This window comes from Pseudoblastomonas aquimaris, assembly GCF_035481675.1.
Classification (GTDB): Bacteria; Pseudomonadota; Alphaproteobacteria; order Sphingomonadales; family Sphingomonadaceae; genus Alteriqipengyuania_B.
Map to the genome: position 1 here is coordinate 1,766,253 of NZ_JAYJJW010000001.1, position 23,233 is coordinate 1,789,485.

At 66.7% G+C, this 23,233-nt stretch carries 28 protein-coding genes; 10 read left to right on the forward strand and 18 right to left on the reverse strand.

The features are described 5' to 3' along the window. Window positions 1–56: 56 nt before the first annotated feature. The 5 genes from ctrA (at window position 57) to VCJ71_RS08795 (ending at window position 4,030) form a co-directional block, all read left to right on the forward strand. Complete coding sequence (gene ctrA, locus VCJ71_RS08775) at window positions 57–752, forward strand: response regulator transcription factor CtrA (RefSeq protein ID WP_324640568.1); 696 nt, start codon at window positions 57–59, stop codon at window positions 750–752. Window positions 753–933: 181 nt separating this feature from the next. Then, entirely contained in the window at window positions 934–2,055 is a 1,122-nt protein-coding gene (locus VCJ71_RS08780) for a S41 family peptidase (RefSeq protein ID WP_324640570.1), read from the forward strand. Window positions 2,056–2,093: 38 nt separating this feature from the next. After that, window positions 2,094–2,795, forward strand: coding sequence for a tRNA (guanine(46)-N(7))-methyltransferase TrmB (gene trmB, locus VCJ71_RS08785; RefSeq protein WP_324640571.1), 702 nt, complete (start codon window positions 2,094–2,096; stop codon window positions 2,793–2,795). Window positions 2,796–2,863: 68 nt separating this feature from the next. Then, the gene (locus VCJ71_RS08790) at window positions 2,864–3,340 is read left to right on the forward strand and encodes a YciE/YciF ferroxidase family protein (RefSeq protein ID WP_324640572.1); all 477 of its coding nucleotides are present in this window, start codon (window positions 2,864–2,866) and stop codon (window positions 3,338–3,340) included. A gap of 18 nt (window positions 3,341–3,358) precedes the next feature. Next, window positions 3,359–4,030: an SDR family NAD(P)-dependent oxidoreductase gene (locus VCJ71_RS08795; RefSeq protein ID WP_324640574.1), complete on the forward strand. Its 672-nt coding sequence runs from the start codon at window positions 3,359–3,361 to the stop codon at window positions 4,028–4,030. Between the two features lie 3 nt (window positions 4,031–4,033). On the opposite strand, the gene VCJ71_RS08800 is transcribed toward VCJ71_RS08795, so the two are convergent. Beyond that, entirely contained in the window at window positions 4,034–6,295 is a 2,262-nt protein-coding gene (locus VCJ71_RS08800; RefSeq protein WP_324640576.1) for an NADP-dependent malic enzyme, read from the reverse strand. 109 nt (window positions 6,296–6,404) lie between these two features. On the opposite strand from VCJ71_RS08800, the gene mutS reads away from it, so the two are divergent. Beyond that, window positions 6,405–9,023 carry a DNA mismatch repair protein MutS gene (gene mutS, locus VCJ71_RS08805; protein WP_324640578.1) on the forward strand — a complete coding sequence of 873 codons (2,619 nt, stop codon included), beginning with the start codon at window positions 6,405–6,407 and terminating at the stop codon, window positions 9,021–9,023. 35 nt (window positions 9,024–9,058) lie between these two features. After that, a complete protein-coding gene (locus VCJ71_RS08810; RefSeq protein ID WP_324640579.1) occupies window positions 9,059–9,478 on the forward strand; it encodes a YidH family protein in 420 nt (139 codons plus the stop codon). Here VCJ71_RS08810 and VCJ71_RS08815 read toward each other — a convergent pair. From VCJ71_RS08815 to gluQRS, 5 genes are all read right to left on the reverse strand, one after another. After that, the gene (locus VCJ71_RS08815; RefSeq protein ID WP_324640580.1) at window positions 9,475–9,831 is read right to left on the reverse strand and encodes a hypothetical protein; all 357 of its coding nucleotides are present in this window, start codon (window positions 9,829–9,831) and stop codon (window positions 9,475–9,477) included. The genes VCJ71_RS08810 and VCJ71_RS08815 overlap by 4 nt on opposite strands. Window positions 9,832–9,877: 46 nt before the next feature. After that, entirely contained in the window at window positions 9,878–10,747 is an 870-nt protein-coding gene (locus tag VCJ71_RS08820) for a 3-hydroxyacyl-CoA dehydrogenase NAD-binding domain-containing protein (protein WP_324640582.1), read from the reverse strand. A gap of 71 nt (window positions 10,748–10,818) precedes the next feature. Further along, window positions 10,819–11,385: a cob(I)yrinic acid a,c-diamide adenosyltransferase gene (locus VCJ71_RS08825; RefSeq protein ID WP_324640584.1), complete on the reverse strand. Its 567-nt coding sequence runs from the start codon at window positions 11,383–11,385 to the stop codon at window positions 10,819–10,821. Window positions 11,386–11,420: 35 nt separating this feature from the next. After that, window positions 11,421–11,651 carry a hypothetical protein gene (locus VCJ71_RS08830; protein ID WP_324640586.1) on the reverse strand — a complete coding sequence of 77 codons (231 nt, stop codon included), beginning with the start codon at window positions 11,649–11,651 and terminating at the stop codon, window positions 11,421–11,423. Further along, window positions 11,648–12,493 carry a tRNA glutamyl-Q(34) synthetase GluQRS gene (gluQRS, locus tag VCJ71_RS08835; RefSeq protein WP_324640587.1) on the reverse strand — a complete coding sequence of 282 codons (846 nt, stop codon included), beginning with the start codon at window positions 12,491–12,493 and terminating at the stop codon, window positions 11,648–11,650. The genes VCJ71_RS08830 and gluQRS overlap by 4 nt, the downstream gene beginning before the upstream one ends. A gap of 158 nt (window positions 12,494–12,651) precedes the next feature. Between gluQRS and VCJ71_RS08840 the strand changes: the two genes are divergently transcribed. After that, window positions 12,652–13,260, forward strand: a complete 609-nt coding sequence (locus VCJ71_RS08840; protein WP_290136280.1) for an HNH endonuclease — start codon at window positions 12,652–12,654, stop codon at window positions 13,258–13,260. A gap of 36 nt (window positions 13,261–13,296) precedes the next feature. Here VCJ71_RS08840 and kynU read toward each other — a convergent pair whose 3' ends face one another. The 7 genes from kynU to dksA all read right to left on the reverse strand — a co-directional run bounded on the left by kynU (window position 13,297) and on the right by dksA (window position 18,831). Beyond that, a complete protein-coding gene (kynU, locus tag VCJ71_RS08845; RefSeq protein WP_324640914.1) occupies window positions 13,297–14,496 on the reverse strand; it encodes a kynureninase in 1,200 nt (399 codons plus the stop codon). Between the two features lie 4 nt (window positions 14,497–14,500). Next, complete coding sequence (gene kynB / locus VCJ71_RS08850) at window positions 14,501–15,142, reverse strand: arylformamidase (RefSeq protein WP_324640591.1); 642 nt, start codon at window positions 15,140–15,142, stop codon at window positions 14,501–14,503. Continuing rightward, on the reverse strand, window positions 15,139–15,939 hold the full coding sequence (locus VCJ71_RS08855; RefSeq protein WP_324640593.1) for a tryptophan 2,3-dioxygenase: 801 nt from the start codon (window positions 15,937–15,939) through the stop codon (window positions 15,139–15,141). The genes kynB and VCJ71_RS08855 overlap by 4 nt, the downstream gene beginning before the upstream one ends. Before the next feature lie 25 nt (window positions 15,940–15,964). Continuing rightward, window positions 15,965–16,354 (reverse strand): DUF4112 domain-containing protein, encoded by a 390-nt coding sequence (locus tag VCJ71_RS08860; RefSeq protein ID WP_324640916.1) that lies wholly within the window; start codon window positions 16,352–16,354, stop codon window positions 15,965–15,967. Between the two features lie 77 nt (window positions 16,355–16,431). Next, window positions 16,432–17,871, reverse strand: a complete 1,440-nt coding sequence (locus VCJ71_RS08865) for an ABC transporter substrate-binding protein (RefSeq protein ID WP_324640595.1) — start codon at window positions 17,869–17,871, stop codon at window positions 16,432–16,434. A gap of 113 nt (window positions 17,872–17,984) precedes the next feature. After that, on the reverse strand, window positions 17,985–18,350 hold the full coding sequence (locus tag VCJ71_RS08870; protein WP_324640597.1) for a PilZ domain-containing protein: 366 nt from the start codon (window positions 18,348–18,350) through the stop codon (window positions 17,985–17,987). Between the two features lie 115 nt (window positions 18,351–18,465). Beyond that, window positions 18,466–18,831 carry an RNA polymerase-binding protein DksA gene (gene dksA, locus VCJ71_RS08875; RefSeq protein WP_324640917.1) on the reverse strand — a complete coding sequence of 122 codons (366 nt, stop codon included), beginning with the start codon at window positions 18,829–18,831 and terminating at the stop codon, window positions 18,466–18,468. Between the two features lie 318 nt (window positions 18,832–19,149). On the opposite strand from dksA, the gene VCJ71_RS08880 reads away from it, so the two are divergent. Beyond that, window positions 19,150–19,482 carry an SEL1-like repeat protein gene (locus VCJ71_RS08880; RefSeq protein WP_324640599.1) on the forward strand — a complete coding sequence of 111 codons (333 nt, stop codon included), beginning with the start codon at window positions 19,150–19,152 and terminating at the stop codon, window positions 19,480–19,482. Here VCJ71_RS08880 and VCJ71_RS08885 read toward each other — a convergent pair whose 3' ends face one another. From VCJ71_RS08885 to VCJ71_RS08905, 5 genes are read right to left on the reverse strand one after another with little or no spacing between them, the layout of a single operon-like run. Next, window positions 19,483–20,619 carry a GNAT family N-acetyltransferase gene (locus VCJ71_RS08885; RefSeq protein ID WP_324640601.1) on the reverse strand — a complete coding sequence of 379 codons (1,137 nt, stop codon included), beginning with the start codon at window positions 20,617–20,619 and terminating at the stop codon, window positions 19,483–19,485. A 5-nt stretch (window positions 20,620–20,624) separates the two neighbouring features. Further along, window positions 20,625–21,386, reverse strand: coding sequence for a glycerophosphodiester phosphodiesterase family protein (locus VCJ71_RS08890; protein ID WP_324640603.1), 762 nt, complete (start codon window positions 21,384–21,386; stop codon window positions 20,625–20,627). Beyond that, window positions 21,367–21,828, reverse strand: coding sequence for a RidA family protein (locus VCJ71_RS08895; RefSeq protein WP_324640605.1), 462 nt, complete (start codon window positions 21,826–21,828; stop codon window positions 21,367–21,369). Before VCJ71_RS08895 ends, VCJ71_RS08890 begins: the two co-directional genes overlap by 20 nt. Further along, the gene (locus VCJ71_RS08900; protein ID WP_324640607.1) at window positions 21,825–22,475 is read right to left on the reverse strand and encodes an HAD family hydrolase; all 651 of its coding nucleotides are present in this window, start codon (window positions 22,473–22,475) and stop codon (window positions 21,825–21,827) included. Before VCJ71_RS08900 ends, VCJ71_RS08895 begins: the two co-directional genes overlap by 4 nt. Continuing rightward, window positions 22,472–22,756: a DUF3572 domain-containing protein gene (locus tag VCJ71_RS08905; protein ID WP_324640918.1), complete on the reverse strand. Its 285-nt coding sequence runs from the start codon at window positions 22,754–22,756 to the stop codon at window positions 22,472–22,474. Before VCJ71_RS08905 ends, VCJ71_RS08900 begins: the two co-directional genes overlap by 4 nt. A gap of 52 nt (window positions 22,757–22,808) precedes the next feature. On the opposite strand from VCJ71_RS08905, the gene VCJ71_RS08910 reads away from it, so the two are divergent. Beyond that, on the forward strand, window positions 22,809–23,210 hold the full coding sequence (locus VCJ71_RS08910; protein ID WP_324640608.1) for a response regulator: 402 nt from the start codon (window positions 22,809–22,811) through the stop codon (window positions 23,208–23,210). The last annotated feature ends 23 nt before the right edge of the window (window positions 23,211–23,233 follow it).

The window sequence follows — 23,233 nt, forward strand, 5'->3', positions numbered from 1 at the left end:
GACTGTTTGCCATGGGGTTACCGGCACGGTTGCCGGGGAGAATTAGGGGACCGGATATGAGGGTGCTGCTGATCGAGGACGAGCCGACGACCGCGAAAGCGATCGAGCTCATGCTCACGACGGAAGGCTTCAATGTCTACACCACCGATCTTGGCGAGGAAGGCCTCGATCTGGGCAAGCTGTATGATTACGATATCATCCTGCTCGACCTGAACCTGCCCGACATGCACGGCTATGACGTGCTGAAGAAACTGCGCGTCGCCAAGGTGCAGACGCCGGTCCTGATCCTGTCGGGCATTTCCGAGATGGATTCCAAGATCCGCAGCTTCGGCTTCGGTGCCGACGATTACGTGACCAAGCCCTTCCACCGCGAAGAACTGGTCGCCCGTATCCACGCCGTGGTGCGCCGTTCGAAGGGCCACAGCCAGTCGGTCATCCGCACCGGCAAGCTCGCCGTGAACCTCGATGCGAAAACCGTCGAAGTCGACGGCGCCCGCGTCCACCTGACCGGCAAGGAATATGCGATGCTGGAGCTGCTCTCGCTTCGCAAGGGCACCACGCTGACCAAGGAAATGTTCCTCAACCACCTGTACGGCGGCATGGACGAACCCGAACTCAAGATCATCGACGTCTTCATCTGCAAGCTGCGCAAGAAATTGAGCCACGCGTGCGGCGGCGACAATTACATCGAAACCGTGTGGGGCCGCGGCTACGTGCTGCGCGACCCGGACGAGCAGGCCGAAGCGGCTTGATTTCGTTCGCGGCAGTGGCCGCGGCGAGCGGTCGCTCGCTGGGATCGCAAGCGATCCGGGAGATGGAATTTTCTGACGGGAGTGCGCCCGGGGCTTTGTGCCTCGGGCGCTTTTCGTTGCGGTTGGTCGGGTGCAGACGATTCCGCTTTGAGCTTACGCGAATCGGGCGTAAATCATTCATATGAAAACCCATCTTGCGCGATGGGCACGCCAACGTGCCGCTGCCGCGCTCGCCGTCCTGCTGCTGGCCTTCGCAAGCCACGCCTCCGCGCAGGATCCCGTCATCGCACCAGAGCACGAGGCGGATCTCGCCTTCGTCCTCGACGTTCTCGAAAAAGACTATGCGGGCTGGCCGACCAAGATCGAGGGTCGCGAAGAAGAGTTCGCCCGCGAAGTCGATCTGGCACGAGAGCGGATCGCCGAGAACCCTGCGGCTCGCCTGTGGGCGATCGGCATGATGCTCGAATGGTTCGAAGACGATCACCTCGGCACCCGGTCGAAAATCGTCTCCCCTGCCAATCCGTGGGCCGATCAGGCACGGCCTGGCCGCACCTTCACCTACACGCCCGCTCTCAGCAATGAATTCGCCGTCACACGCCTTTCGCCCGATACGATCATGGTGCGGATGCCGAACTTCTACAACGAGAACACCGATGCGATCGCCGCGCTGCTGGCCGAGCACCACGATGCGATCACCAGCACGCCCAATCTGCTGATCGACCTGCGCGGCAACAATGGCGGCCGGGATGGCGCATACGAGCCGTTGATGGCGTATCTCTACACCCGCCCGATATACTCCATCGCCCCTGCCATCCGCGCGACGCCGCGCAACATGGCGACGCTGCAGGCCAATGTCGATGCAGGCGAGTATCCGGCGGAAGTCCATGCATGGGTGAAATCCATCCTCGACCGGGCGGCAGCGAGCGGGGAGGAATGGGTTCCCATGCTGGAAGAGGGTTTCCAGATCGAAACCTTCCCGCAGGTCTACGGATTTCCCAAGCGCGTCGGCATCCTGACCGAAGGTGCCGCTTCCTCCGGCGACCAGTTCGTGATGGATGCGCGCTTCAGCCGCAAGGTGACGCTGCTCGGCGCGCCCACCGCCGGCGTCATCGATTATTCCAACATGATCGAAAAACTCGCGCCCTCGGGCGATTTCGAGCTTTACTGGCCGATGACCCGCTCCATGCGATTGCCGGAAGAGCCTTTCGACAATGTCGGCGTGCCGGTCGACGTGGCTTATCCCGAAGGCGTGACCGACCAGATCGAATGGGCGAAAGCCTGGCTGGAAAGCCGCCCCGACTGACTGGACATAGCCGGGCCGCGGGCCTAGCGCGCAGCGCCATGAGCGCACACAAGGAAGGCGATCCGACGACCATCGGCAGGCTGTACGGCCGCAGCCAGGGCAAGCCGCTGCGCAAGGCCCAGCAGGAGCTCGTCGACCGACTGCTCCCGCAGATCGCGGTGCCCGACGATGGCGAGATTACCGCGCGCCGCCTGTTCGGGGAGGATTGCCCGCTCCATTTCGAGATCGGCTTCGGCGCCGGCGAGCACTTGGCCTATCGCGCGGACTTGCTCCCCAATCACGGCTTCATCGGCGCCGAGCCGTTCCTTAACGGCGTGGCAGGCGCACTCGGCCATGTCCGCGACATGGGGCTCGCCAACGTACGGCTGCAGCACGGCGACGCGCTGGAAGTGCTGGAGCGCATCCCCGACGGATCGCTCAGCTTCGTCTACCTCCTCCATCCCGATCCCTGGCCCAAGGCGCGCCATGCCAAGCGCCGGATGATGAACGACGGGCCGGTGCGGATGATCGCCGACAAGCTGAGGCCCGGTGGCGAATTCCGCTTCGGCACCGATCACGACATCTACCTGCGCCACGCGCTGATGGTGATGCAGCGCTTCACCGGTGAATTCGAATGGCTGGCGGAGGACCGCGCGAGCTGGGAAAACCGGCCCGGCGGCTGGTGCGAAACGCGCTACGAACACAAGGCGCGCACCGTGTTCGGGCACGAGGTCTGGTACTTCCGCTACCGCCGCCGCTGACAGGCGCCGGATGGGCCGGAACCGCAGCGCGCGCCATCCGCTGTTCCTTTGCAAGAAAGGATCACGCCATGGGTCGCACCGCCAAGGACTATTATCTCGACCAGCTCGAAGAGCTGTTGTCAGCCGACCGCGCGTCGCGCGATGCGACAGCCCGGATGGCAGAGCTCACCGACGGCGAACTGAAGACCGCGCTCGATAACGGCGTATGCGGCATTCGCGAAGGCATCGGGATCGTCGAGGACGTGCTATCGGACCATCACCGCCCACTGGACGGCCGACGCAATGCCGGAATGGACGGCCTGGTCGCCGATACCGAGCGTGACGTGATTTCCGGCCGGTTCGAGACGGACGATGCGCGCGACGATGCCATCGTGATGCAGTTCCAGCGCTTCACCCACTTCGGCCTCGCCAGCTATGCCGCGTTGGTGGCGCAGGCCACGCGGATGGGCCTCGGCAAGGATGCCGGGCGCCTGCAGACCTGCCTCGACAACGCGCGCGATGGCAGGGACGAAATGCAAAAGCTGCTGGACAAGCGCGCCGGCTGACAATTCCTGGAGACTTTAATGGCAGACAAATCGGTATTCATCCTCGGCGCCTCGCGCGGCATCGGGCTCGGCCTAGTGCGCGAATTCATGGAGCGCGGCTGGCACGTCACCGCGAGCGAGCGCGACCGCAGCGACGAGCTGCACGCGCTGGAGGGCGAGAGCCTGCGCATCGTGACGGCGGACGTGACGGATACAGGGAGCTACGCCGACCTCGGCTTCGATGACGCCAGCCTCGATGCCATCATCATCAACGCCGGGATTACCGGGGCCCAGCACCAGTCTGCCGAGCAGGCGACGCGTGACGAGGTGGCCGACGTGATGATGACCAACGCCTACGGTCCGGCCGCCGCCGCCAAGGCGCTGCTGCCCGCGATGAAGGACGGCGGCACGCTGTCGGTCATGTCTTCGCTGATGGGGTCGATCGCCGACAGTTCCGGCGGGTACGAGCTTTACCGCACCAGCAAGACCGCGCTCAACATGCTGGCAAAGGGCATCGCCGAACAGGACGCGGGACCCCGCAATATCGAGGTACTCGCGCTCCATCCCGGCTGGGTGCAGACCGACATGGGCGGACCAAACGCCAAGCTGACCGTGGAAGAAAGCGTCAGCGGCCTTGTCGACGTGGTCGAACAGGCCGGCGGCGGGGGCTTCCGCTTCGTCGAATACAGCGGGAAGGAATTGCCCTTCTAGCCCTCAGCCGACCACCCCGGCACTCGCGAGCACGGCCAGCGTCAGCAGGTCGGGCGCGATGGCGGTCATCGGCGCGATCTGGACCGGCTTTTCCATGCCGACCAGCATCGGCCCGATCGTGGCGTTGCCGCCCAACTCGCGCAGGATCTTGGCCGACAAATTGGCCGATTGCAGCCCCGGCATGATCAGGACGTTGGCCGGCGCAGACAGGCGGCTGAATGGGTAGAGCTCCATCACTTTCTGATTGAGCGCGGCGTCGGGCGCCATTTCGCCTTCGTATTCGAAATCCACCCCGTCGCGGTCGAGGATGTGGACCGCCTCGCGGATATTCTCCAGCCACTTGCCGCTGGGATTGCCGAAGGTGGAGTAGGACAGGAAAGCGACGCGCGGTTCGTGCCCCAGCCGCCGGGCCACGGCAGCGGTTTCCCGCGCGATATAGGCCAGCTCCTCGCTCGACGGGCGTTCGTTGATTGTCGTGTCGGCCATGAAGGTCGTGTGGCTCTTGCCGATCATCAGGTGGATGCCGAAAGGCAGCGCGTCGGGCTTCGGATCGAGCACCAGGTTCACCTCGCGCGCGGTTTGCGCAAAGGTGCGGGTGAGGCCGGAAATCAGCCCGTCGCCCTCGCCCAGCGCGACCAGCAGGGCGGCAAAGACATTGCGTTCCTGGTTGACCATCCGGCGCACGTCACGCTCGGTATAGCCGCGCCGCTGCAGCCGCTTGTAGAGGAAGTCGACCATCTGCGGCACGCTGTCGTGCACGGCGGAATTGGCGATTTCGAAACTGTCGATGTCGTCCACCGCCAGTTCCTTCAGCTTGGCCTGCACCTTTTCCGTCCGGCCGACGAGGATGGGCGTGCCGTAACCGAAATCGCGGAACTGGATCGCGGCGCGCAGCACCACGTCTTCCTCGGCTTCCGCAAACACCATCCGCTTGGGGTTTGCCTTCGCATTCTCGTAAACCCGGGTGAGGACCGACGTCGTCGGGTTGAGCCGCGACCGGAGCGCAAGGCGATAGGCGTCGAAATCCTCGATCGCGCTTTGCGCCACGCCCGAATCCATCGCCGCCTTGGCCACCGCGCTGGAGACGACCTCCATCAGCCGCGGATCGAACGGTGCGGGAATGATGTAGTCGGTGCCGAACTGGTGGTCGATGCCATAGGCCGCGGCAACCTCTTCCGGCACGCGCTGGCGGGCCAGCTCCGCAATCGCCTGCGCCGCGGCGATCTTCATTTCCTCGTTGATCGCGGTCGCCCGCACGTCGAGCGCGCCGCGGAAGATGAAGGGGAAGCCCAGCACGTTGTTGACCTGGTTGGGATAGTCGCTGCGCCCGGTGGCGATAATCGCATCGGGGCGCACGCGCTTCGCCTCGTCCGGCATGATTTCGGGCACGGGATTGGCCATCGCGAAGATGATCGGACGGTCGGCCATCTCTTCGACCCAATCGGGCTTCAGGGCACCCGCCGCGCTGAGGCCGAGGAAGATGTCCGCACCCTTCAATGCCTCGTGCAGGTCCTTCGCCTCGGTCTCCACCGCATGCGCGCTTTTCCACTGGTCCACGTTGTCGCGGCCCGGCGTGATCGGCCCGCTGCGGTCGCACACGATCACGTTTTCGTGCTGGATGCCCATCGCCTTCAGCAGCGCGGTGCAAGCCAGCGCGGAGGCGCCGGCACCGTTTACCACCATCTTCACGTCTTCCAGCTTGCGGTCCGTCAGGTGGCAGGCGTTGATCAGGCCCGCCGCCGCGATGATCGCGGTGCCGTGCTGGTCGTCATGCATGATCGGGATATTCATCCGCTCGCGCAGGGCCTGCTCGATGATGAAGCATTCGGGCGCGGCGATGTCTTCCAGGTTGATGCCGCCGAAACTCGGCTCCATCAGCGCCACTGCTTCGATGAACTTGTCCGGGTCTTCGGTGTCGAGTTCGATATCGATGGAATCGACATCGGCGAACCGCTTGAACAGCACCGCCTTGCCTTCCATCACCGGCTTGGAAGCCAGCGCGCCCAAATTGCCGAGGCCAAGGATCGCGGTGCCGTTGGAAATCACCGCCACCAGGTTGGAGCGCGCGGTATAGCGCGCGGCATTCGCCGGGTCTTCCGCGATCGCTTCCACCGGGGCGGCCACGCCGGGCGAATAGGCCAGGCTGAGGTCGCGCTGCGTCGCCATCGGCTTCGATGCCACGATCTCGATCTTACCGGGGCGGATCGTCTCGTGGTAGAACAGCGCCTCGCGCGTGGTGAACCGGTTGGTATCGTCTTCGGACAAGGGGGCGCCTTTCTCAGTCTGCACCTTCGCCCTAACAGCGGGGCAGCGCGGGGGAAAGCCGCAAGGGGCCGCTTCCCAAATCGCCTCGCGCCCCGCTACGCATCCCGCCATGGCCGGATCCGCCACCCCGATGATGCAGCAATACCAGGCGCTGAAACGCGAGGCCGGGGAATGCCTGCTGTTCTACCGGATGGGCGATTTCTTCGAGCTGTTCTTCGATGACGCGCGCGACGCGGCGCAGGTTCTCGACATCGCTCTCACCACCCGCGGGGAACACGGCGGGGAGCCGGTGCCGATGTGCGGCGTGCCGGTGCATTCGGCGGAAAGCTATCTCGCCCGCCTGATCCGCGCCGGACGCCGGGTCGCGATTGCCGAACAGGTCGAAACCCCGGCCGAGGCGAAGGAACGCGCCAAGCGCGAAGGCACGCCTGTGTCGAAGGCACTGGTGGCGCGCGACATCGTGCGTTTCGTGACCGCAGGCACGCTGACCGAAGAGGCCTTGCTGGAACCGCGCCGCGCCAACGTGCTCGCCGCGGTTTGCGAAGTGCGCGATCGGATCGGGCTGGCAAGCGTCGACATCTCCACCGGACGCATGGTGCTGGAAGATGGCGAGCCTGCCGCCCTTTCCGCCATGCTCGCGCGGATCGGGGCGAGCGAGGTCGTGGTTCCCGAAGGCTGGGGCGCGGCTCCCGACGACGCGATCGAACGCGGCAAGTCCGACTTCGGCAGCGACGGTGGGGCGGAGCGGCTGCGCAAGGTCCACGGCGTCGCGACGCTCGACGGATTCGGCGATTTCAGCCGCGCGATGCTGGCGGCCGCCGGCGGCCTGATCGCCTATCTCGACCATGTCGGGCGCGGCACGCTGCCCCTGTTGCTGCCGCCGGTCGCCGCGAGCGGGTCCGCGCGCCTCGCCATGGACGAAGCAACGCTGGCCAGTCTCGAAGTGTTGCAATCGCAGCAGGGAACGCGGGCCGGGAGCCTGCTGGCCGCCGTCGATCGCTGCACGACCGGTGCCGGGGCGCGCCAACTGGCGGAAGACCTCGCCGCGCCGCTGACGGACCGCGAGGCTATCCTGGCGCGGCAGGGCCTCGTGAGCTTCTTCCACGACGACCCGATCCTGCGCGCGGACGTGCGCAGCGTGCTGAAGGCGCTGCCGGACATCGGCCGTGCGCTGGGCCGCGTGGTCGCAGGTCGCGGCAGCCCGCGCGATCTTGGCCAGGTGCGCGACGGGCTGAACGAAGCGCGGCGCCTGCGTGATCACCTTGCGGGCGCACCCGACCGACCCGGATTGCTCGAAAGCCTGCTGCCGAACCTTGGCGGGCACGGCGCGCTGACCGACCCGCTCGACCGCGCATTGGTGCCCGCCCCGCCCACCGAGCGGGCCAAGGGTGGCTTCATCGCAGAAGGCTACGACGCCTCTCTAGACGGATTACGCGCGACCTCCGGCAACGCGCGCCGCGCGATCGCCGCGATGGAAGCCCGCTACCGGCAGGAAACCGGTATCGACCGGCTGAAGATCAAGCACAACGGCGTGCTCGGCTATTTCATCGAGGTTCCGGCGAAGCACGCCGATGCATTGATGGCTCCGGACAGCGGTTTCACCCACCGCCAGACCATGGCCGGCGCGGTGCGCTTCAACTCAGTCAGCCTGCACGAGGAAGCGACCCGCATTGCCGAGGCGGGCGGCCATGCGCTGGCCGCGGAGGAAGCGCATTTCGAGGAGCTGTGCGAAGCCGTGGCCGCGCGGCGCGAAGCCATCGCCGCGACCGCGGCGGCGCTGGCGCGGATCGATGTCGCGGCGGGCCAGGCGGAGCGGGCGGCGGAAGGCGGCTGGTCCCGGCCGGAGCTGCTCGACGAACCGTGCCTCGAAATCACCGCCGGTCGCCATCCGGTGGTCGAGGCCGCACTCGAAGCGGCGGGCGAGCGCTTCGTCGCCAACGATTGCACGCTGTCGCGGCAGGACCGGCTGTGGCTGATCGGCGGGCCGAACATGGGCGGCAAGTCGACGTTCCTGCGCCAGAACGCGCTGATCGTCCTGCTCGCGCAGGCAGGCGGCTACGTGCCTGCCGACGCTGCGCGGATCGGACTGGTCGACCGGCTGTTCAGCCGCGTCGGCGCGGCGGACAACCTGGCGCGCGGGCGCTCCACCTTCATGGTCGAGATGGTCGAGACTGCCGCCATCCTCGCCCAGGCGACGCAGCGGAGTTTCGTGATCCTCGACGAGGTCGGGCGCGGCACATCGACTTATGACGGCCTCGCGCTGGCATGGGCGGTGGCCGAGGCGATCCATGAGACCAATCGCAGCCGCTGCCTGTTCGCGACCCATTACCACGAGCTTTCCCGCCTTGCCGACAGCTGCGACGCGCTGAGCCTGCACCATGTCCGCGCGAAAGAGTGGAAAGGCGATCTCGTGCTGCTGCACGAGCTGGCGGAAGGCGCGGCGGACCGCAGCTACGGGCTCGCCGTCGCCAAGCTGGCCGGCGTGCCGCCCAAAGTCGTCGCGCGGGCGAAATCGGTGCTCGGCAAGCTGGAGAAAGGCCGCGCGGAAACCGGCGGGCTTGCCGCGGGCCTCGGCGACCTGCCGCTGTTCAGTGCCGCGATGGAAGCGCAGGAAGAGGAATGCGACCAGCTGCGCGAAACGCTCGCAGCGCTCGACATCGATGCGCTCTCCCCGCGTGAGGCGCTGGAGAAGCTCTATGAATTGAAGCGCGAGGCCGGCGAAGGCTGATTTGCCTTTTCGCCGCGAGGCTTTAGCGTCGCCGCATGGCTATTGATGGACCCGGCGACGACGAAGAGGTCGATCGCAGCACGAAATGGGCGGAGAACCGGACCGACTGGGCCGAGGACCGCACGCTGATGGCGCTCGAGCGCACCTTTGCCGGCTGGATGCGCACCGCCTTTGCCGCCATCGCCATCGGGATCGGTTTCCGCGCGCTGTTCGGCGAATTCGACCCGCCGTGGCTGGCGAAGGCGATCGCGACGATGTTCATCGCGCTCGCCATCGTCTTCGCGCTGGGGGCGGAACGGCGCGCCTGCCGCGCGTTCGACCGCCTGTCATCACATTCGGTGGACGCGCCGAAACTGCCCAACATCAAGCTGATCGCCTATTCGATCTCCGCCGGGGCCGCGTTGCTGATCGTCGCCCTATGGGTGCTCAGCAACGATACGCTGGCACCGGGTTAGGTGCCGTCGCCGCGCAGGTCGTCCACCTTGGACGGCTTGCCGTATTTGTCGACATTGTCGTCGTGGTTCGGCTCGCCCTTGTAGGCGGACATGTCGATTTCGCCCGAGCGGTCCATCTGCTTCATGTGGTCGACCGTGTCCTGCGCATCCGGCTCCCCGGCGGCGCTCTTCACGTGGTCGCTGTCGGCGCCCAGCACGCTGGTCGCGCGGTCCATCGCCTGGTCGGCGACGTTGTGCGCCTGCGCATAGGCGTCGACCTGTTCCGCGTTCTCGTTTTCGGGCGCGAGCTCGTCGGTCTGCTTGCGCTCGCCGTCGAAATCGCTGGGGCGTTTATCGTTGTTGTTATCGCTCATGGGAAACTCCTTTCCCCATGAACGACACAGGCACCGCGCGCGTTCCCTAGCGCGTGGCGACAGGCTCCTCGCCCGAATAATCGTAGAAGCCCTTGCCGGTCTTGCGGCCCAGCCATCCCGCCTCGACATATTTCACCAGAAGCGGCGCGGGCCGGTACTTGGTGTCGCGCGTGGTCTTGTAGAGCACGTTGATGATGTCGAGACAGGTGTCGAGCCCGACGAAATCGGCGAGCTCGAGCGGGCCCATCGGGTGGTTGAGGCCGAGGCGGCAGCCCTTGTCGATATCGACGATGTTTGCCGTACCCTGCCCCAGCACGAAGACCGCTTCGTTGATCATCGGCAGCAGGATGCGATTGACGACGAAGCCGGGCTCGTCCTCCGCCATCACCACCTGCTTGCCGAGGTGCTCGGCAAAGGCGCGGGTCCGCTTCACCGTGTCCTTCGCGGTGGCGAGGCCGGGGATGACTTCGATCAGGCCCATGATCGGCACCGGATTGAAGAAGTGCAGGCCGATGAAGCGCGCCGGATCGGGCGAATGGTTCGCCATGCGGGTGATGGGGATGGAGCTGGTGTTGCTGGCGAGGATGGCATCGGGGCCGAGCACCTTGCCGGCGCTTTCGAAGATGCGGTTCTTGATTTCCTCCCGCTCGGTCGCGGCTTCGATGATGAGGTCGGCCTCGGCCATCGGCGCATAGTCGGCGACCGGGGTGATCCGGGCGAGCGCGGCCTCGGCTGCATCGGGATCGATCTTGCCGCGCCCGACCAGCTTGCCGAGCGACTTTTCGATGCCCTGCTTGGCCTTTTCGGCCACGGCGAGGTCGATATCGGAAAGCAGCACGTCGATGCCGTGCTGGCCTACCACCTGCGCGATGCCCGAACCCATCTGGCCCGCGCCGATTACCGCCACTTTTTTCATGTGTCTCTGCCCTGAAAGACCGGAATGTCCGGCGGCGGACTAGCCGCTCTTCGCAGTTGCAGCAATACAGCCTAGCGATTGGCCCCCGGCGTCCACAGCGGGTCGTCGCCCCCGTTCACCGCTCGCGCGAGCGTGAACAGATAATCCGACAGGCGGTTGATATAGGCGAGCGCCGCGGGGTTGACCGCTTCCGCACCGGCCAGCGCCGCAACGTCACGCTCCGCCCGGCGGACGGTTGCGCGCGCGACATGGAGCCGGGCCGCCGCCTCGCTCCCGCCAGGCAGGATGAAGCTGGTGAGCGGCTCGAGCGTTTCGTTGAGCGTGTCGATAGCATCTTCGAGCCAGGTCACTTGCGCCGGCACGATGCGTAGCACCATCTCGGACGGCGCGAAGTCCTCGCCTTCGCCCGCGGGCGTCGCAAGGTCGGCACCGAGATCGAACAAATCGTTCTGGATACGGGTCAGCGCGCCGGAATGGTCGCTCGCGGCGATCAGCGCATGGCCGATCGCGGAATTCGCCTCGTCTACCGAGCCGATGGCGGCGATGCGCGCGCCGTGCTTCTCGGTGCGGCTGCCGTCGACCAGTCCGGTCGAACCGTCGTCGCCGGTGCGGGTATAGATCTTGTTGAGCTTGACCATCGCCGCCCCCTGTCGGCCCGACCGGGCCGGAGTCTTCAGCTGTTGAGCATCAGCAGGACGGCGACGACCGCAACGGCGGCGGCCTGCCACTTGATGCGGCTGAACATCGCCTGGTTCTGGCGCATCTGCATCATCTTGACCCGGCTGTCGTCGTTCGCCTCCAGGTCCAGCTTGGTCGTCTGCAGGAAGGCGATGATGCCTTTCACCAGCGAGAAGACGACAAACCCGCAGGCAATGACGAGGAGGATGATGAGGATCGTGTTCATGCTTCACCAGATAGGAACGGCGACAGGGTAATTCCAGCGGGAAAGCGCGCTTGCCGCAAGTCGTCGGCCAGTGCGCGCCCGTCCTCCCCCGCCAGCCGGCGGTCGGCGAGCGAGGGGGAGCCGCGCCGCTTGGCCAGCTTGCGCCCATCATCGCCCAGCAACAGCGGATGGTGGTGCCACCGCGGCACCGGCAGGCCGAACACCCCCTGCAGCAGCCGGTGGACATGGGTTGCATTGAACAGGTCGGCCCCCCGCGTGACGAGGGTTACCCCGTCCGCCGCATCGTCGAGCGTGGCGGCAAGGTGGTAGCTCGCCGGCAGGTCCTTGCGCACCAGCATCACGTCGCCGAGCAGCTGCGGGCGCGCCGGCTGGTCGCCGTGGAGCGTGTCGGTCCATTCGAGCGGTCCGGTTTCGGCGAGCGCCCCGGCCACGTCCAGCCGCCACGCGGCAGGTTCCGTTTCCGGGATTGCTGCGGCCTTGCAGGTGCCGGGATAGAACGGTCCGTCGGGGCCGGTTTCGGTGGCATTCGCGGCGATATCCGCGCGGGTGCAGCGGCAGCGGTAGAGAAGCCCGCGATCCTGCAAGGCCTGTGCCGCCTCCGCATAACGGCCAAGCCGCGCGGACTGCGGCGCGACCTCGGTCCACTCCAACCCCAGCCATTCGAGATCGCGGCGGAATTCATCCGCCAGTTCGGGCCGGGAGCGCGGCCCGTCGATATCCTCGATCCGCAGCAGGAACCGCCCGCCGTCGGCCTTCGCGAGGTCGTGCGCGACGATGGCGGAAAAGGCGTGGCCCAGGTGCAGCGGGCCATTGGGGCTCGGGGCGAAGCGGGTGACAGTCACGCGCCTGTTCCTAGCCGCGCCCCGCCATAATGCGAAGCGTCGCTCTCCCTCCCTAGGGCCCAATCGGTCACCCTGTGGACGACACTGTGGAAACCCGCGTCATAAACTTGACGCTTAACCATGCTCATGATCCCATGTGTCAATCGGGGAGAACGGGATTGTTCAAGGCCGAATTGCTGGAGCGCGCGGCGAATTTCCGCAGCGCCACGGAGGATCCGGACCGGCGGCTGGAAAGCTGCCCTGCGCTGGTGCTGAACGCGGATTATACGCCGCTGTCCTATTACCCCCTCAGCCTGTGGCCGTGGCAGACGGCGATCAAGGCGGTGTTCCTGGAGCGGGTCGATATCGTCGAAACCTACGACCGGGCGGTGCATTCGCAATCGCTCGACATGCAGGTGCCGTCCGTGATCGCGCTGCGGCAATATGTGAAACCGAGCCAGTTTCCCGCCTTCACGCGCTTCAACGTGTTCCTGCGCGATCGCTTCGCCTGCCAGTATTGCGGCAGCCCGCAGAACCTGACCTTCGACCACGTCGTACCGCGCCGGCTGGGCGGCAAAACGACGTGGGAGAACATCGTTGCCGCCTGCGCGCCGTGCAACATGAAGAAGGGCGGGCGCACGCCGAAACAGGCGGCAATGCCGGTGCTGAACGAACCGATCCGCCCGACCAGCTGGCAATTGCAGAAGCAAGGCCGCGGCTTCCCGCCCGGCTACCTCCACGAAACCTGGCGCGACTGGCTCTACTGGGACATCGAGCTGGAGGAGTAGCTTATTCGCAACTTCCCTGCGTCATGACGAAGGGAATCAGGTCACCGCCGCGCGCTGCCTGAACTCGTCGCGGTCCCATGCGCCGGTGTCGAGGATTTCGCGCAGGGCGGCGGCGGCTCGGGCGATGTCTTCGAAAGTCAGGTACGCTGGCGCAAAACCGAGGCGTAGGATGTCGGGCGCGCGGAAATCGCCGATGATGCCGCGGGCAATGAGCGTTTGGCTGAGCGCATAGGCCTCTTCGTGCCGGTAGCTCAGCTGGCTGCCCCGCGCGTCCGCGTCCGTGGGAGAAACAAGCTCCAACTCGGTCTTTCCCAGGCATTCGCGGAAGAATTCCGACAGCGCGCGCGACTTTGCCCACAGACGCTCGACGCCCATTTCGGCGACGAGGTCCACGCCCACTTCCAGCGCGGTCATCTGGATCACCGGGGGCGTGCCGCAGAGCAGGCGGTCCACCCCGGGCGCAGGCCGATACGCGTCGTCGAAAGCGAAGGGTTGCGCATGGCCCATCCACCCGCTCAGCGGCTGGCGCAGCGCGTCGTGATGCCGCTCCGCCACGAACGCATAGGCCGGCGCGCCCGGCCCGCCGTTCAAATACTTGTAGCCGCACCCGACCGCGAAATCGGCTCCGCAGCTGCGCAGGTCGACCGGCAGCGCGCCGCCCGAATGCGACAGGTCCCACAGCACCAGCGCACCCGCATCGTGCGCCGCTTTCGTCAGCGCGGCCATGTCGAACACCGCGCCGGTCTTGTAATGGGCGTGGGTGAGCAGGAGCAGCGCCACGCAGTCGTCCAATGCGCCCGCCAGCGATTCCCTGTCCGCCAGCCGCTGCTCGGCCCGGCTGCCTTCGATCATGTAGAGATCGGTCGGGAAATTGCCGGGCTCGCTCAGCACCACATTGCGCCCCGGACGCAATTCAAGGGCAGCGGAAATCAGCTTGAACAGGTTCACGCTCACGCTGTCGCAGGCGATGACTTCGTGCGGGGCGGCGCCGATCAGCGGGGCGATCTTGCCGCCCACGCGCTGCGGCAGGCCGATCCAGTCGGCGGAGTTCCAGCTGCGGATCAGGCCGTGGCCCCACTCGGTGCCGACAACCTCGGCAATCCGCTTCGGCGTGGCCCTGGGCAGCGCGCCGAGTGAATTTCCGTCGAGATAGATCACCTCGTCGGGCAGCAGGAAACGGTCGCGATAATCGGCGAGCGGATCCGCCTCGTCCAATTCGCGAGCCCGGAGGAGCATGGCGTCAGGCATCGGGCAGGTCCCTCAGGATGGCGCGGCACAGGCCGGCATCGCCGCCCGCGATCTTCAGCGGCAGGGCAATCAGTTCATAGCGGCCTTCCTCGACCCCATCGAGGACCAGCCCTTCGAGGATGCGCATGTCGTGTTTCAGCACGGCCTTGTGCGCGTCCATCGTCTTGGAATCCTGCGGGTCGACGCTGGGCGCATCGGTGCCGATAAGCCGCACACCCTGCAGGGCGAGCCACTCGATGGCGTCCGCCGCGATGGCGGTGAACCCTTCGTCCCACGCATCGTGCGGGAAGCTGTCGAAAGTGCGGAAGAGCACCCGGTCCGCGCTTTCGAGATGCGGCAGGTCGCCGACATCGATCTGGCGCCCCTTCACCTCGCGCGCATCGACCACCAGGCATTCGCCAATATAGGGGTCGAGCGAAACGCTCGCGATATCCGCACCGTCGGCGGCGTAGTGGAGCGGCGCATCGCCGTGGGTACCCGAATGGGTGCTCATTGTCATCCGGCCGACGTTGACGGGGCTGCCGTCCTCCATCTTCCAGCTGCGCTCGAACGCGAAGGCCGTGTCGCCCGGCCAGACGGGCAGACCGGGTCGTAGCGTCTGGCTGATATCGCGGATGGTTGCGCGTCTGGTCATAGGGCGGTTCTCACGGACAGAAGCTCCGGGAAGAAACCCTGTTCCAGAACCTTGGCGAGATAGGGCACGCCGGGCGTGCCGCCGGTGCCGGTCTTGAAGCCGATGATCCGCTCCACCGTCTTGAGGTGGCCGAACCGCCAGCGCTGGAAATGGTATTCGAGATCGACCAGCTTTTCGGCGAGCTCGTAGAGGTCCCAGTGCTCCTCCGAGTTGCGGTAGATTTCCGCCCATGCCGCCTCGACCGCCGGGTCGTGCGCATAGGCCCCGTCGAGCTTGCGGTTCAGCACCGCGTCGGGGATGTCGAACCCGCGCCGCCGCAGCAAGGCGAGCGAGACGTCGTAAAGGCTCGGCCGGGTCAGTTCCTCGCGCAACTTCGCCGCCACCTGCGGCGTCGCCTCGTGCATCGTGACATGGTCCGGATTGCGCCCGCCCAGCATGAATTCCATCAAGCGGTACTGCGCCGACTGGAAGCCGGAGGAGCTGCCGAGATGCGGGCGCAGCTTGGTGTAATCGGCGGGCGTCATCGTGGCGAGCACGTCCCAGCTGGAAATCAGCTGGCCCTGCGCGCGGGCCACGCGGCTCAGCATCTTGAACGCGGGCCGCAACCGGTCCTTGCCGATCTCCTCGCGCGCGCCGCCGATTTCGGCAAGGCACAGCTTCAGCCACAATTCGCTGACCTGGTGGATGAGGATGAACAACAGCTCGTCATGCGCGTCCGATGCGGGATGCTGCGCATTCAGGATCCGCTCGAGATCGAGATAGCTGGAATAGGTTACATCGTCTGCGGGTTCTGCCATGGGCGCGCTATAGGCGCGGACACGGTCAGCCGTCTATCGTGCGGTCCGCCGGATGGTGCCGGTCGAGGTGCTTCTTGACGATCTTGAGGTTCTTTGTGTTCGACCGGTAGAAGAAGTCGAACGCGTCCCCCACGACGGGCACGGCGCCGAGCAGGCTGTCGAAGCCGACATTGCCCGCCATGCGGAGCAGCTTCCACTTCGGCATGCCGAGGTTCTTCGCTTCCCACACGATATAGGCGCCCATCGCCATCGTCACGAAGTCGCCGACCACCGGGATCAGGCCCGCGACCGCGTCGAGGCCGACCGGGCGGTTCCAGCCGGGGAAGACGAAGCTGCGCTCCAGCAAGGCTTCCATCGCCTCGATCCGGCGACGGATGGAGGCCGGGTCGCTGCCGACCGGCAGGTCGAGGCCCATCGGGCGCGCACGGCCGCTTTCGAAGCCGTCGCGGCGATCGTCGTCGGGGATCGGGGTCAGCGGGTTGCTCATGTGTATCAGTTGGGGACGACACCCAGCGGTGGCAAGGGATGGAAGCCCGCGGCGTTGGGCGCGAAACCCGTCACGGCGGCGCGCGCCAGCGACCAGCGCAGCGGCTGGCCGAGGTTGATGAACACCTCCGCTGCGGTCAGCTCGGCTTCCGCCTCCCGCAGCAGGCGCTCGTATTCCGCGTCGGTTTCGGCGGCCAGCGCCTCGTCCACCAGCGAATCGGCATAGCCGGAGCACGCCCCCTGCCCCGCGCCGCACGCCAGCTGGTTGAGGTACCACCGCGCCGCCGGATAGCGTGCCACCCGGTCGACCAGCACAAGGTCGGCGGTCTGCCCTTCCGCCGCACGGCGCAGCGGCACGCCGATGGCAGCGAAATCGCCCGCCAGCGCGTTGAAGATCTGCTCCGCCCCCGGCCCGCGCGGCATGGCAATGGTGAAGGCGATCGTGCTTTCCCCGTTGGCAGAGCGCCACTGGGCCAGGCGCCGCCAGGCCACTTCGCGCCGCTGGTCCAGCGTCAGCGCGATCCAGCCGGGCTGCTGGCTGGCATCGAGCCGCGAAAGATCGGCCGGGACCGGGATGGCGCGCGGCGTCCAGCCGGACAGGTTGAACCCTTCGATCAGCCCGTCGCGGTCGATCGTCATCGACAGCGCCTCGCGTCCCTGCGGCAACGCCAGGAAGCCGGTCGGGCGCAGCACGCGGATGCCGAACAGGCCCTGCGCCGCATCGAGGCGCACGGTGCCGCGCGATAGCGTGCCCGACGGCGCGAGCGGATAAGTCGCGATCGTGCCGCCCAGCAGCACGTCGAGCGCACCGTCGGAAAACATCTCCACCCCGCGCGCGGCGTCGACCGGCACCAGCCGCACCGGGCGCACCATGTCCTCCCACCGGCGCGGCAGAGGCATGCCGAGGAGCTGCGGGTCGGTCGCCGCCAGCATCGCCTCCCCGCCGCTGCGTTCCGCCGTCATCGCGCCGCGCGGCGAGTCGCCGTCGGAAATGGCAAGCTCCGGCTGGGCCAGCAGGACGAGGAATTGCGGCATCGGCGCCTTCAGCCGGATTTCGACGACCCTGCCGGCCATCGCGCGCACCTCGTCCACGATGGCGAGATCGCGTCCGAGCGAGGTGCCGGACAGCGCCATGATCCGCCGCTCCAGCGCGCCGGCAACAGCGCGCGCCGTCACCGGCTCGCCATCACCGAACTGGCCGTTGCGCAGGCGGAAGATATAGCTGCGCCCGTCGTCCGTGACGATCCAGCTCTCGGCGAGCGCCGGCACAGCGCTGGCGTTCTCGTCGAGCCCGACCAGCCCGTCGGCCACTGCGGCGCGATAGGTTTGCGCGGCGGGCGACAGGCGGATGCCGTCGGCAAACACGCTGGCGGGCGTTCCGACGATACCGACCGCGATTTCCTCGTCCGCGCTGCCCGAACATGCGGCCAGCGCCAGCAGCGCCATCGCTGCGGCGATCGCTTTCGGCGTTCGGGTTCGGGAAGGGCGGCGGATCATCGCAGCCCTGCTAGCAAGCGCGGGCGAGCCGGTCAGCCGGAAACTGGGCCGGCCGGTGCAGGCTAGATCTTGCGGAGCGTGGACGGGTCGCGCGCGCCGTCCAGCACGGAGCGGGTGAAGCGCGGCGATGCGAGGTCGCTATTCCCGACCGGGGCGCGGACCAGCTTGGGGTCGATGTTATCGGTAAAGGCGATGCCGAAGCGGTTGCCCTGCAGCCATGCGACGACCCCGTCGACCTTGCCGACATTGCGCAATTCGACGCTGACTTTTTCGCCGCGCTGCACCGGGGCGGCGCCTTCGGCCATCATCCCGCCTTCGGAAAGGTTGCGGACCTTCACGCGGTGCACGTCGCTGCTGCCGGCCACAGTTAGGTCGCTGAGGACAAACAGGCTGTCACGGGACAGGTTGCGGGTGCCGACGTTGCTCATGGATCTCCGGTCCTGGCGTTGACTCCGCCGGCTGTCCGGCAAAGCGGTTCACTTCGCGGATTTACGCCGCCAGAATCGAATAAAGGGTTAACCGGGCGGTATTCTTCGCGCGATTTCAATCGTCGCGGGAAATGCGTTCGCGCCGCTCGTGCGCTTCCTGCGCTTCGACGGTCATCGTGGCGATGGGGCGCGCGATCAGGCGGCCGAGGCCGATGGGATCGCCGGTTACCTCGCAATAGCCGTATTCGCCTTCGTCGATGCGGCGCAGCGCGGAATCGATCTTGGAAATCAGCTTGCGCTGGCGATCCCGGGTTCTGAGCTCGATCGACCAGTCGGTTTCGCTTGAAGCGCGGTCGTTGGGATCGGGTTCGCGCAAGGGGCCGGACTGGAGCGATTGCAACGTGCCTTCGGCGGCGGACAGGATCGATTTCTTCCAGTCGGTCAGCAGGCCGCGAAAATATTCGAGCTGCCGCTCGGACATGTATTCCTCGCTTTCGCTGGGTACGTAGTCTTCGGCAACGGCTTGTTTTCCTGCCACTTCGATCCTTTCGCCCGCGCGGGCGGCCTGTCCCGTTTCATCCCCGTACCGGCCACGTGGGCCGGTGAATCGCTATCCGTTCTCCCCCGGATGGCGCGCCTATAGGCATTGCGCCAAGGCCGCACAAGGCGGATGCTCGCAGCGGGTGCGGACAGCGGCAAAACCCCAAGCCGAACCTGCGTTAACCATTTATTGACCATAAGTTCCCACTGTCGATCCACCGGCCCGCAAGGGCGCACATGAACCGGGGGGAACAGGGGCATGAAAATCGCATTCGAGCAGGACTTCGCATCTGCTTACGACACGCAAAGCAAGATCGCCGCCGACGCATTGGACGCCAGCTGCCTGGCAGCCGCAGGGGACGGCGATCCGGGCGCCTATTACGATCTCGGCATCGCCTTTTCGACCGGCAGCCACGGCGCACCGTGCGACCTTGTCGAAGCGCACAAGTGGTTCAACCTCGCCGCGGTCGACGGGCATGAAGAGGCCGCGCAATGCCGTGCCGACATCTCCGACGAGATGACCGCCCGCGAGATTGCCGAAGCCCAGCGCCGCGCCCGCGAATGGCTGTCCGCCAGCCGCCGCGCGGCCTGACTACCCGCCTTTCCTGAACGGCGTCCGTTCGCCAAGGAACATCCGGTCGGTTTTCACACCGGCGCGCTCGCGCTCGAGGAAATCGGCCACGGCGCTGCGAAAGCCTGGATCGGGCATCCAGTGCGCCGACACGGTTTCGACCGGTTCATAGCCGCGGGCAAGCTTGTGCCCGCCCTGTGCGCCCGCCTCCACCCTCGAGAGGCCGCGCGCGATGGCGACGTCGATCGCCTGGTAATAGCATAGCTCGAAATGCAGGAAGGGCCGGTCTTCGGTGCAGCCCCAATAGCGCCCGTATAGCGCATCCTCGCCGATGAAATTGAGCGCCCCTGCTACCGGCACGCCCTCTGCCAGCGCCAGCATCAGGACGAGATCCTCCCCCAACCGCTCGCCGAACAGGTCGAACGCCGCGCGCGTCAGGTAGGGCGTGCCCCATTTTCGCGCGCCGGTATCCTGGTAGAACACCCAGAAGGCGTCCCAATGCCCCACCTTTATCTCGTCGCCGATGAGGTGGACGATCTCCAATCCCTCGACGGCGCGGGCGCGTTCCTTGCGGATCGCCTTGCGCTTGCGGCTGGCGAGGTCGGCGAGGAACCCGTCGAAATCGGCATAGTCGCGGTTGTGCCAGTGGAACTGGATGTCACTGCGCAAAAGCCAGCCGGCATCTTCGAACAGGGCTTGCTGCGCCGGTTCGATGAAAGTCGCATGCGCGCTCGACCAGTCGTGCCGCGCGACCACTTGCCGGGCGGCGGCGAACAGTGCCGGGGCAAGGTCGGTGTCGCCAAGGATGCGCGGACCCGTGGCGGGGGTGAACGGCACGCTGATCTGCAGCTTGGGATAGTAATCGCCCCCTGCCCGCTCCCACGCATCGGCCCAGGCGTGATCGAACACGTATTCGCCCTGGCTGTGCCCCTTGGCATAGGCCGGCAGCGCGGCGCGCGGCGCGCCGTTTTCGTCGCGCACCACCAGCGGCATGGCCTGCCAGCCGGTCCCGGGGCCGACGCTGCCCGAATCCTCGAGCGCGGAAAGGAAACCATGCTTCACGAAAGGATTTGCGGTGCCCGCCATCGCGTCCCATTCGGCCGCCGTGAAAGCCGACACGCCAGGCGCCAGTTCGACGGTCCATTCGCGGTCCGCCATGATGGTCAGAAGCCTTGCGCTTCGGCGATCGGCGTTGCGCCCGCGTCCAGCGCTGCGCGGCGCAACTCGGGCGTCTTCACGGTCCAGCTGAGCAGCGGCAGCCCGCGCCGCCACTGGCTTTCGGCAAAGCGGCTGGGCAGGTCGCGCACGTCGTAGGCGAGAAAATCGGGCCGCGCGTGCCACAGGGCGAGATGGCGGCGCAGGCGACCCATGAGCGTGCGGTGGCCTTCTTCCGTCACCACCAGCCCGCGCACGATGTGGGGGGCATGCGCCGCAAACCAGCGGCACACGCGCGGATCGAAGCTCATCACCGCCGCCTTGCCGCGATAACCCTCCAGCGCGCGGCGCACAGCCATGCAGGGGGTAACGACCCGGCGGTCGTCCTTGGACTTGATCTCGACGAGCACGGGCACTTGCCCCGCGACCTGGTCGAGGAAAGCAGCGAGCGTCTGGATCGTGTCGTTGCTGCCTTTCAGCGGCATGGCGGCGAGCACTTTCGCGCTGTATTTCGCGGTTTCGCCCGCCGCGCCGGTCAGCCGTTCCAGCGTCCAGTCATGGAAGACCACGACTTCGCGGTCCGCCGTGCGCTGGACGTCGCATTCGATGCCGAGCCCGCGTTCGATCGCGGCGGCGAAGGCGCTGCGCGAATTCTCGATCCGCCCGTCGTCGTGCAATCCCCGGTGGGCGTATTCCTGCTGCGCCAGCCACGCGACCCGCGATGGCTTGGGCGCCGGGGCAAGCAGGCGATCAAGCAGGCTTGACGGCAACGATCGCGTCCACTTCCACAGCGGCGCCGAGCGGTAGGGCGGGCACGCCCACGGCGCTGCGGGCGTGCTGTCCGGCCTCGCCGAAAATATCCGCCATCAGGTCGCTCGCCCCGTTCACCACCTTGGGCTGGTCGGTGAAATGCGGGTCGCTGGCGACGAAGCCGCCGAGCTTGAGCACCTGTTCCACCCGGTCGAGCGAACCCAGCGCCTCTTTCAGCTGGGCGAGGATCATCAGGCCGCAGGCGCGCGCGGCCTCCACACCCCGGTCGAGCCCGACATCGTTGCCCAGCGTGCCGGTGACGAGCTGGTCGTTCACGAACGGCAGCTGGCCCGAAACATAAGCGATCCCGCCGTGAATCATCACCGGACGATAGCTGGCGACCGGGGCCGCGGCCTTCGGCAGCACGATGCCGCGCGCGGCCAGTGTGTCTTCGATGCTCATGCGGCAGCCTCCCTGTTCTTCACCACCCGCTCCAGCAGCCACGGCAGCGCTTCCGCCCAGCTGTCGAGCCGCGCGTCGGCGTGGCCCGCCTCGTGCGCGCAATCGATATGCGGCGCCAGCTCCGGCTCCCCGCACAGGTGCAGCGTCGTGACGTGCGGCACGGTCTCGCGCGCGGATTTATGGTGCTGCGGCAGGTCGTCGATGAAATAGACCTCGCTCGGCGCATGCTCTTCCACGATGGCCGCCAAAGCGGGCCCCTTGGGCCCCTGGTTGGTGTAGACCTTCGCCTCGATCCCGTGGGCGGCCAGCTGCTGCGCCCGCATCTCGCGGTGGTTGTCCGTCAGGTTGGTCAGGATCACGATGTCGGCGTGTTCGCTCAGCGTATTGAGGGCCTCCACCGCGCCGGGGATCGGCGTCTGGCGCCCCATCTCCGTATCGAAGAACGCGCGCAGCAGGCGCCAGATGTCCTTTTCCCCGACCGGCTCGCCGCTGTCCCGCCAGCGCATCGCCTCGGCGAAATTGTTGCTGCCGACGGTGAAGTCGACGCCCTGCGTCTCGTCCAGCCAGTCGCGGAACGGGCCGACCATGAACAGCAGGACTTCGTCGCAATCGGAAACGATAAGGGGCCTGTTCTGGGAAGGATTCATGCGGAAAGCTCCTGTTTCGCGGCGACGATCGCCTGCGGCTCGACGCCCAGCGCATCGGCGCAGGCGACGAGGTCGGGTTCGTGGTTCGACAGGAATTCCAGCACGGAGCCGAGCACGGCAGGATCGCCCAGCCCGGCACGCAAATCGGCAGCGTCCAGCCCGGTCAGCGCGAGCAGCCGGTGGGCGCGGTCATCGTCCCCCAGCACCCAGCCGAGCACGGCGAGGGCCAGCGCATGCGGGTCGGCAGCAGTCGGTGAAGATCGGTCGCGAAGAATTGTCAGCTCCTGTCTCGGGGGCTAGGTGGTGAGGCCCATCACCGGAGGCAACCCACGAGTGACGAAGCGTATCCTGCTTGTCGAGGACAACGATCTCAACCGCAAGCTGTTCGGCGACGTGCTGAAGGCGGGCGGGCACGACGTCATGCCCATCGCCGACGGCAGCCAGGCGCTGGAGGCGATGCGCCGCTTCGGCCCCGATCTCGTCATTATGGACATCCAGCTGCCCAATATCTCCGGCCTCGACCTGATTGCGCAAATCCGCCGCGATCCGGCGCTGAAGGCCGTGCCGGTGCTGGCGGTAACCGCCTATGCCGGGAAGGGCGACGAGGAAAAGATCCGCGATGCCGGGGCGGACAATTACCTCGCCAAGCCGGTCAGCATCGGGCCGTTCATGCAGGCGGTGAACGCGCTGCTGGCACCGGCGCCCAGCGCCACCCCCAGCGCGGCCCCGGCCTGACGGATTCCTTGACTTGCGCCGCC

Coding starts and splice junctions, on each gene's coding strand:
- kynU (WP_324640914.1), bottom strand. CDS start 14,496: ATGCTCCTCCGGGCTCGCGAATTGGACGAGGCGGATCCGCTCGCCGAT.
- VCJ71_RS08790 (WP_324640572.1), top strand. CDS start 2,864: ATGGGTCGCACCGCCAAGGACTATTATCTCGACCAGCTCGAAGAGCTG.
- VCJ71_RS08860 (WP_324640916.1), bottom strand. CDS start 16,354: ATGGGCCTCGACCTGCCGGTCGGCAGCGACCCGGCCTCCATCCGTCGC.
- kynB (WP_324640591.1), bottom strand. CDS start 15,142: ATGACCAGACGCGCAACCATCCGCGATATCAGCCAGACGCTACGACCC.
- VCJ71_RS08900 (WP_324640607.1), bottom strand. CDS start 22,475: ATGAATCCTTCCCAGAACAGGCCCCTTATCGTTTCCGATTGCGACGAA.
- VCJ71_RS08795 (WP_324640574.1), top strand. CDS start 3,359: ATGGCAGACAAATCGGTATTCATCCTCGGCGCCTCGCGCGGCATCGGG.
- VCJ71_RS08780 (WP_324640570.1), top strand. CDS start 934: ATGAAAACCCATCTTGCGCGATGGGCACGCCAACGTGCCGCTGCCGCG.
- VCJ71_RS08870 (WP_324640597.1), bottom strand. CDS start 18,350: ATGAGCAACGTCGGCACCCGCAACCTGTCCCGTGACAGCCTGTTTGTC.
- VCJ71_RS08880 (WP_324640599.1), top strand. CDS start 19,150: ATGAAAATCGCATTCGAGCAGGACTTCGCATCTGCTTACGACACGCAA.
- VCJ71_RS08825 (WP_324640584.1), bottom strand. CDS start 11,385: ATGGTCAAGCTCAACAAGATCTATACCCGCACCGGCGACGACGGTTCG.
- VCJ71_RS08855 (WP_324640593.1), bottom strand. CDS start 15,939: ATGGCAGAACCCGCAGACGATGTAACCTATTCCAGCTATCTCGATCTC.
- trmB (WP_324640571.1), top strand. CDS start 2,094: ATGAGCGCACACAAGGAAGGCGATCCGACGACCATCGGCAGGCTGTAC.
- VCJ71_RS08865 (WP_324640595.1), bottom strand. CDS start 17,871: ATGGCGCTGCTGGCGCTGGCCGCATGTTCGGGCAGCGCGGACGAGGAA.
- mutS (WP_324640578.1), top strand. CDS start 6,405: ATGGCCGGATCCGCCACCCCGATGATGCAGCAATACCAGGCGCTGAAA.
- VCJ71_RS08895 (WP_324640605.1), bottom strand. CDS start 21,828: ATGAGCATCGAAGACACACTGGCCGCGCGCGGCATCGTGCTGCCGAAG.
- VCJ71_RS08885 (WP_324640601.1), bottom strand. CDS start 20,619: ATGGCGGACCGCGAATGGACCGTCGAACTGGCGCCTGGCGTGTCGGCT.
- VCJ71_RS08810 (WP_324640579.1), top strand. CDS start 9,059: ATGGCTATTGATGGACCCGGCGACGACGAAGAGGTCGATCGCAGCACG.
- VCJ71_RS08830 (WP_324640586.1), bottom strand. CDS start 11,651: ATGAACACGATCCTCATCATCCTCCTCGTCATTGCCTGCGGGTTTGTC.
- dksA (WP_324640917.1), bottom strand. CDS start 18,831: ATGTCCGAGCGGCAGCTCGAATATTTTCGCGGCCTGCTGACCGACTGG.
- VCJ71_RS08815 (WP_324640580.1), bottom strand. CDS start 9,831: ATGAGCGATAACAACAACGATAAACGCCCCAGCGATTTCGACGGCGAG.
- VCJ71_RS08820 (WP_324640582.1), bottom strand. CDS start 10,747: ATGAAAAAAGTGGCGGTAATCGGCGCGGGCCAGATGGGTTCGGGCATC.
- ctrA (WP_324640568.1), top strand. CDS start 57: ATGAGGGTGCTGCTGATCGAGGACGAGCCGACGACCGCGAAAGCGATC.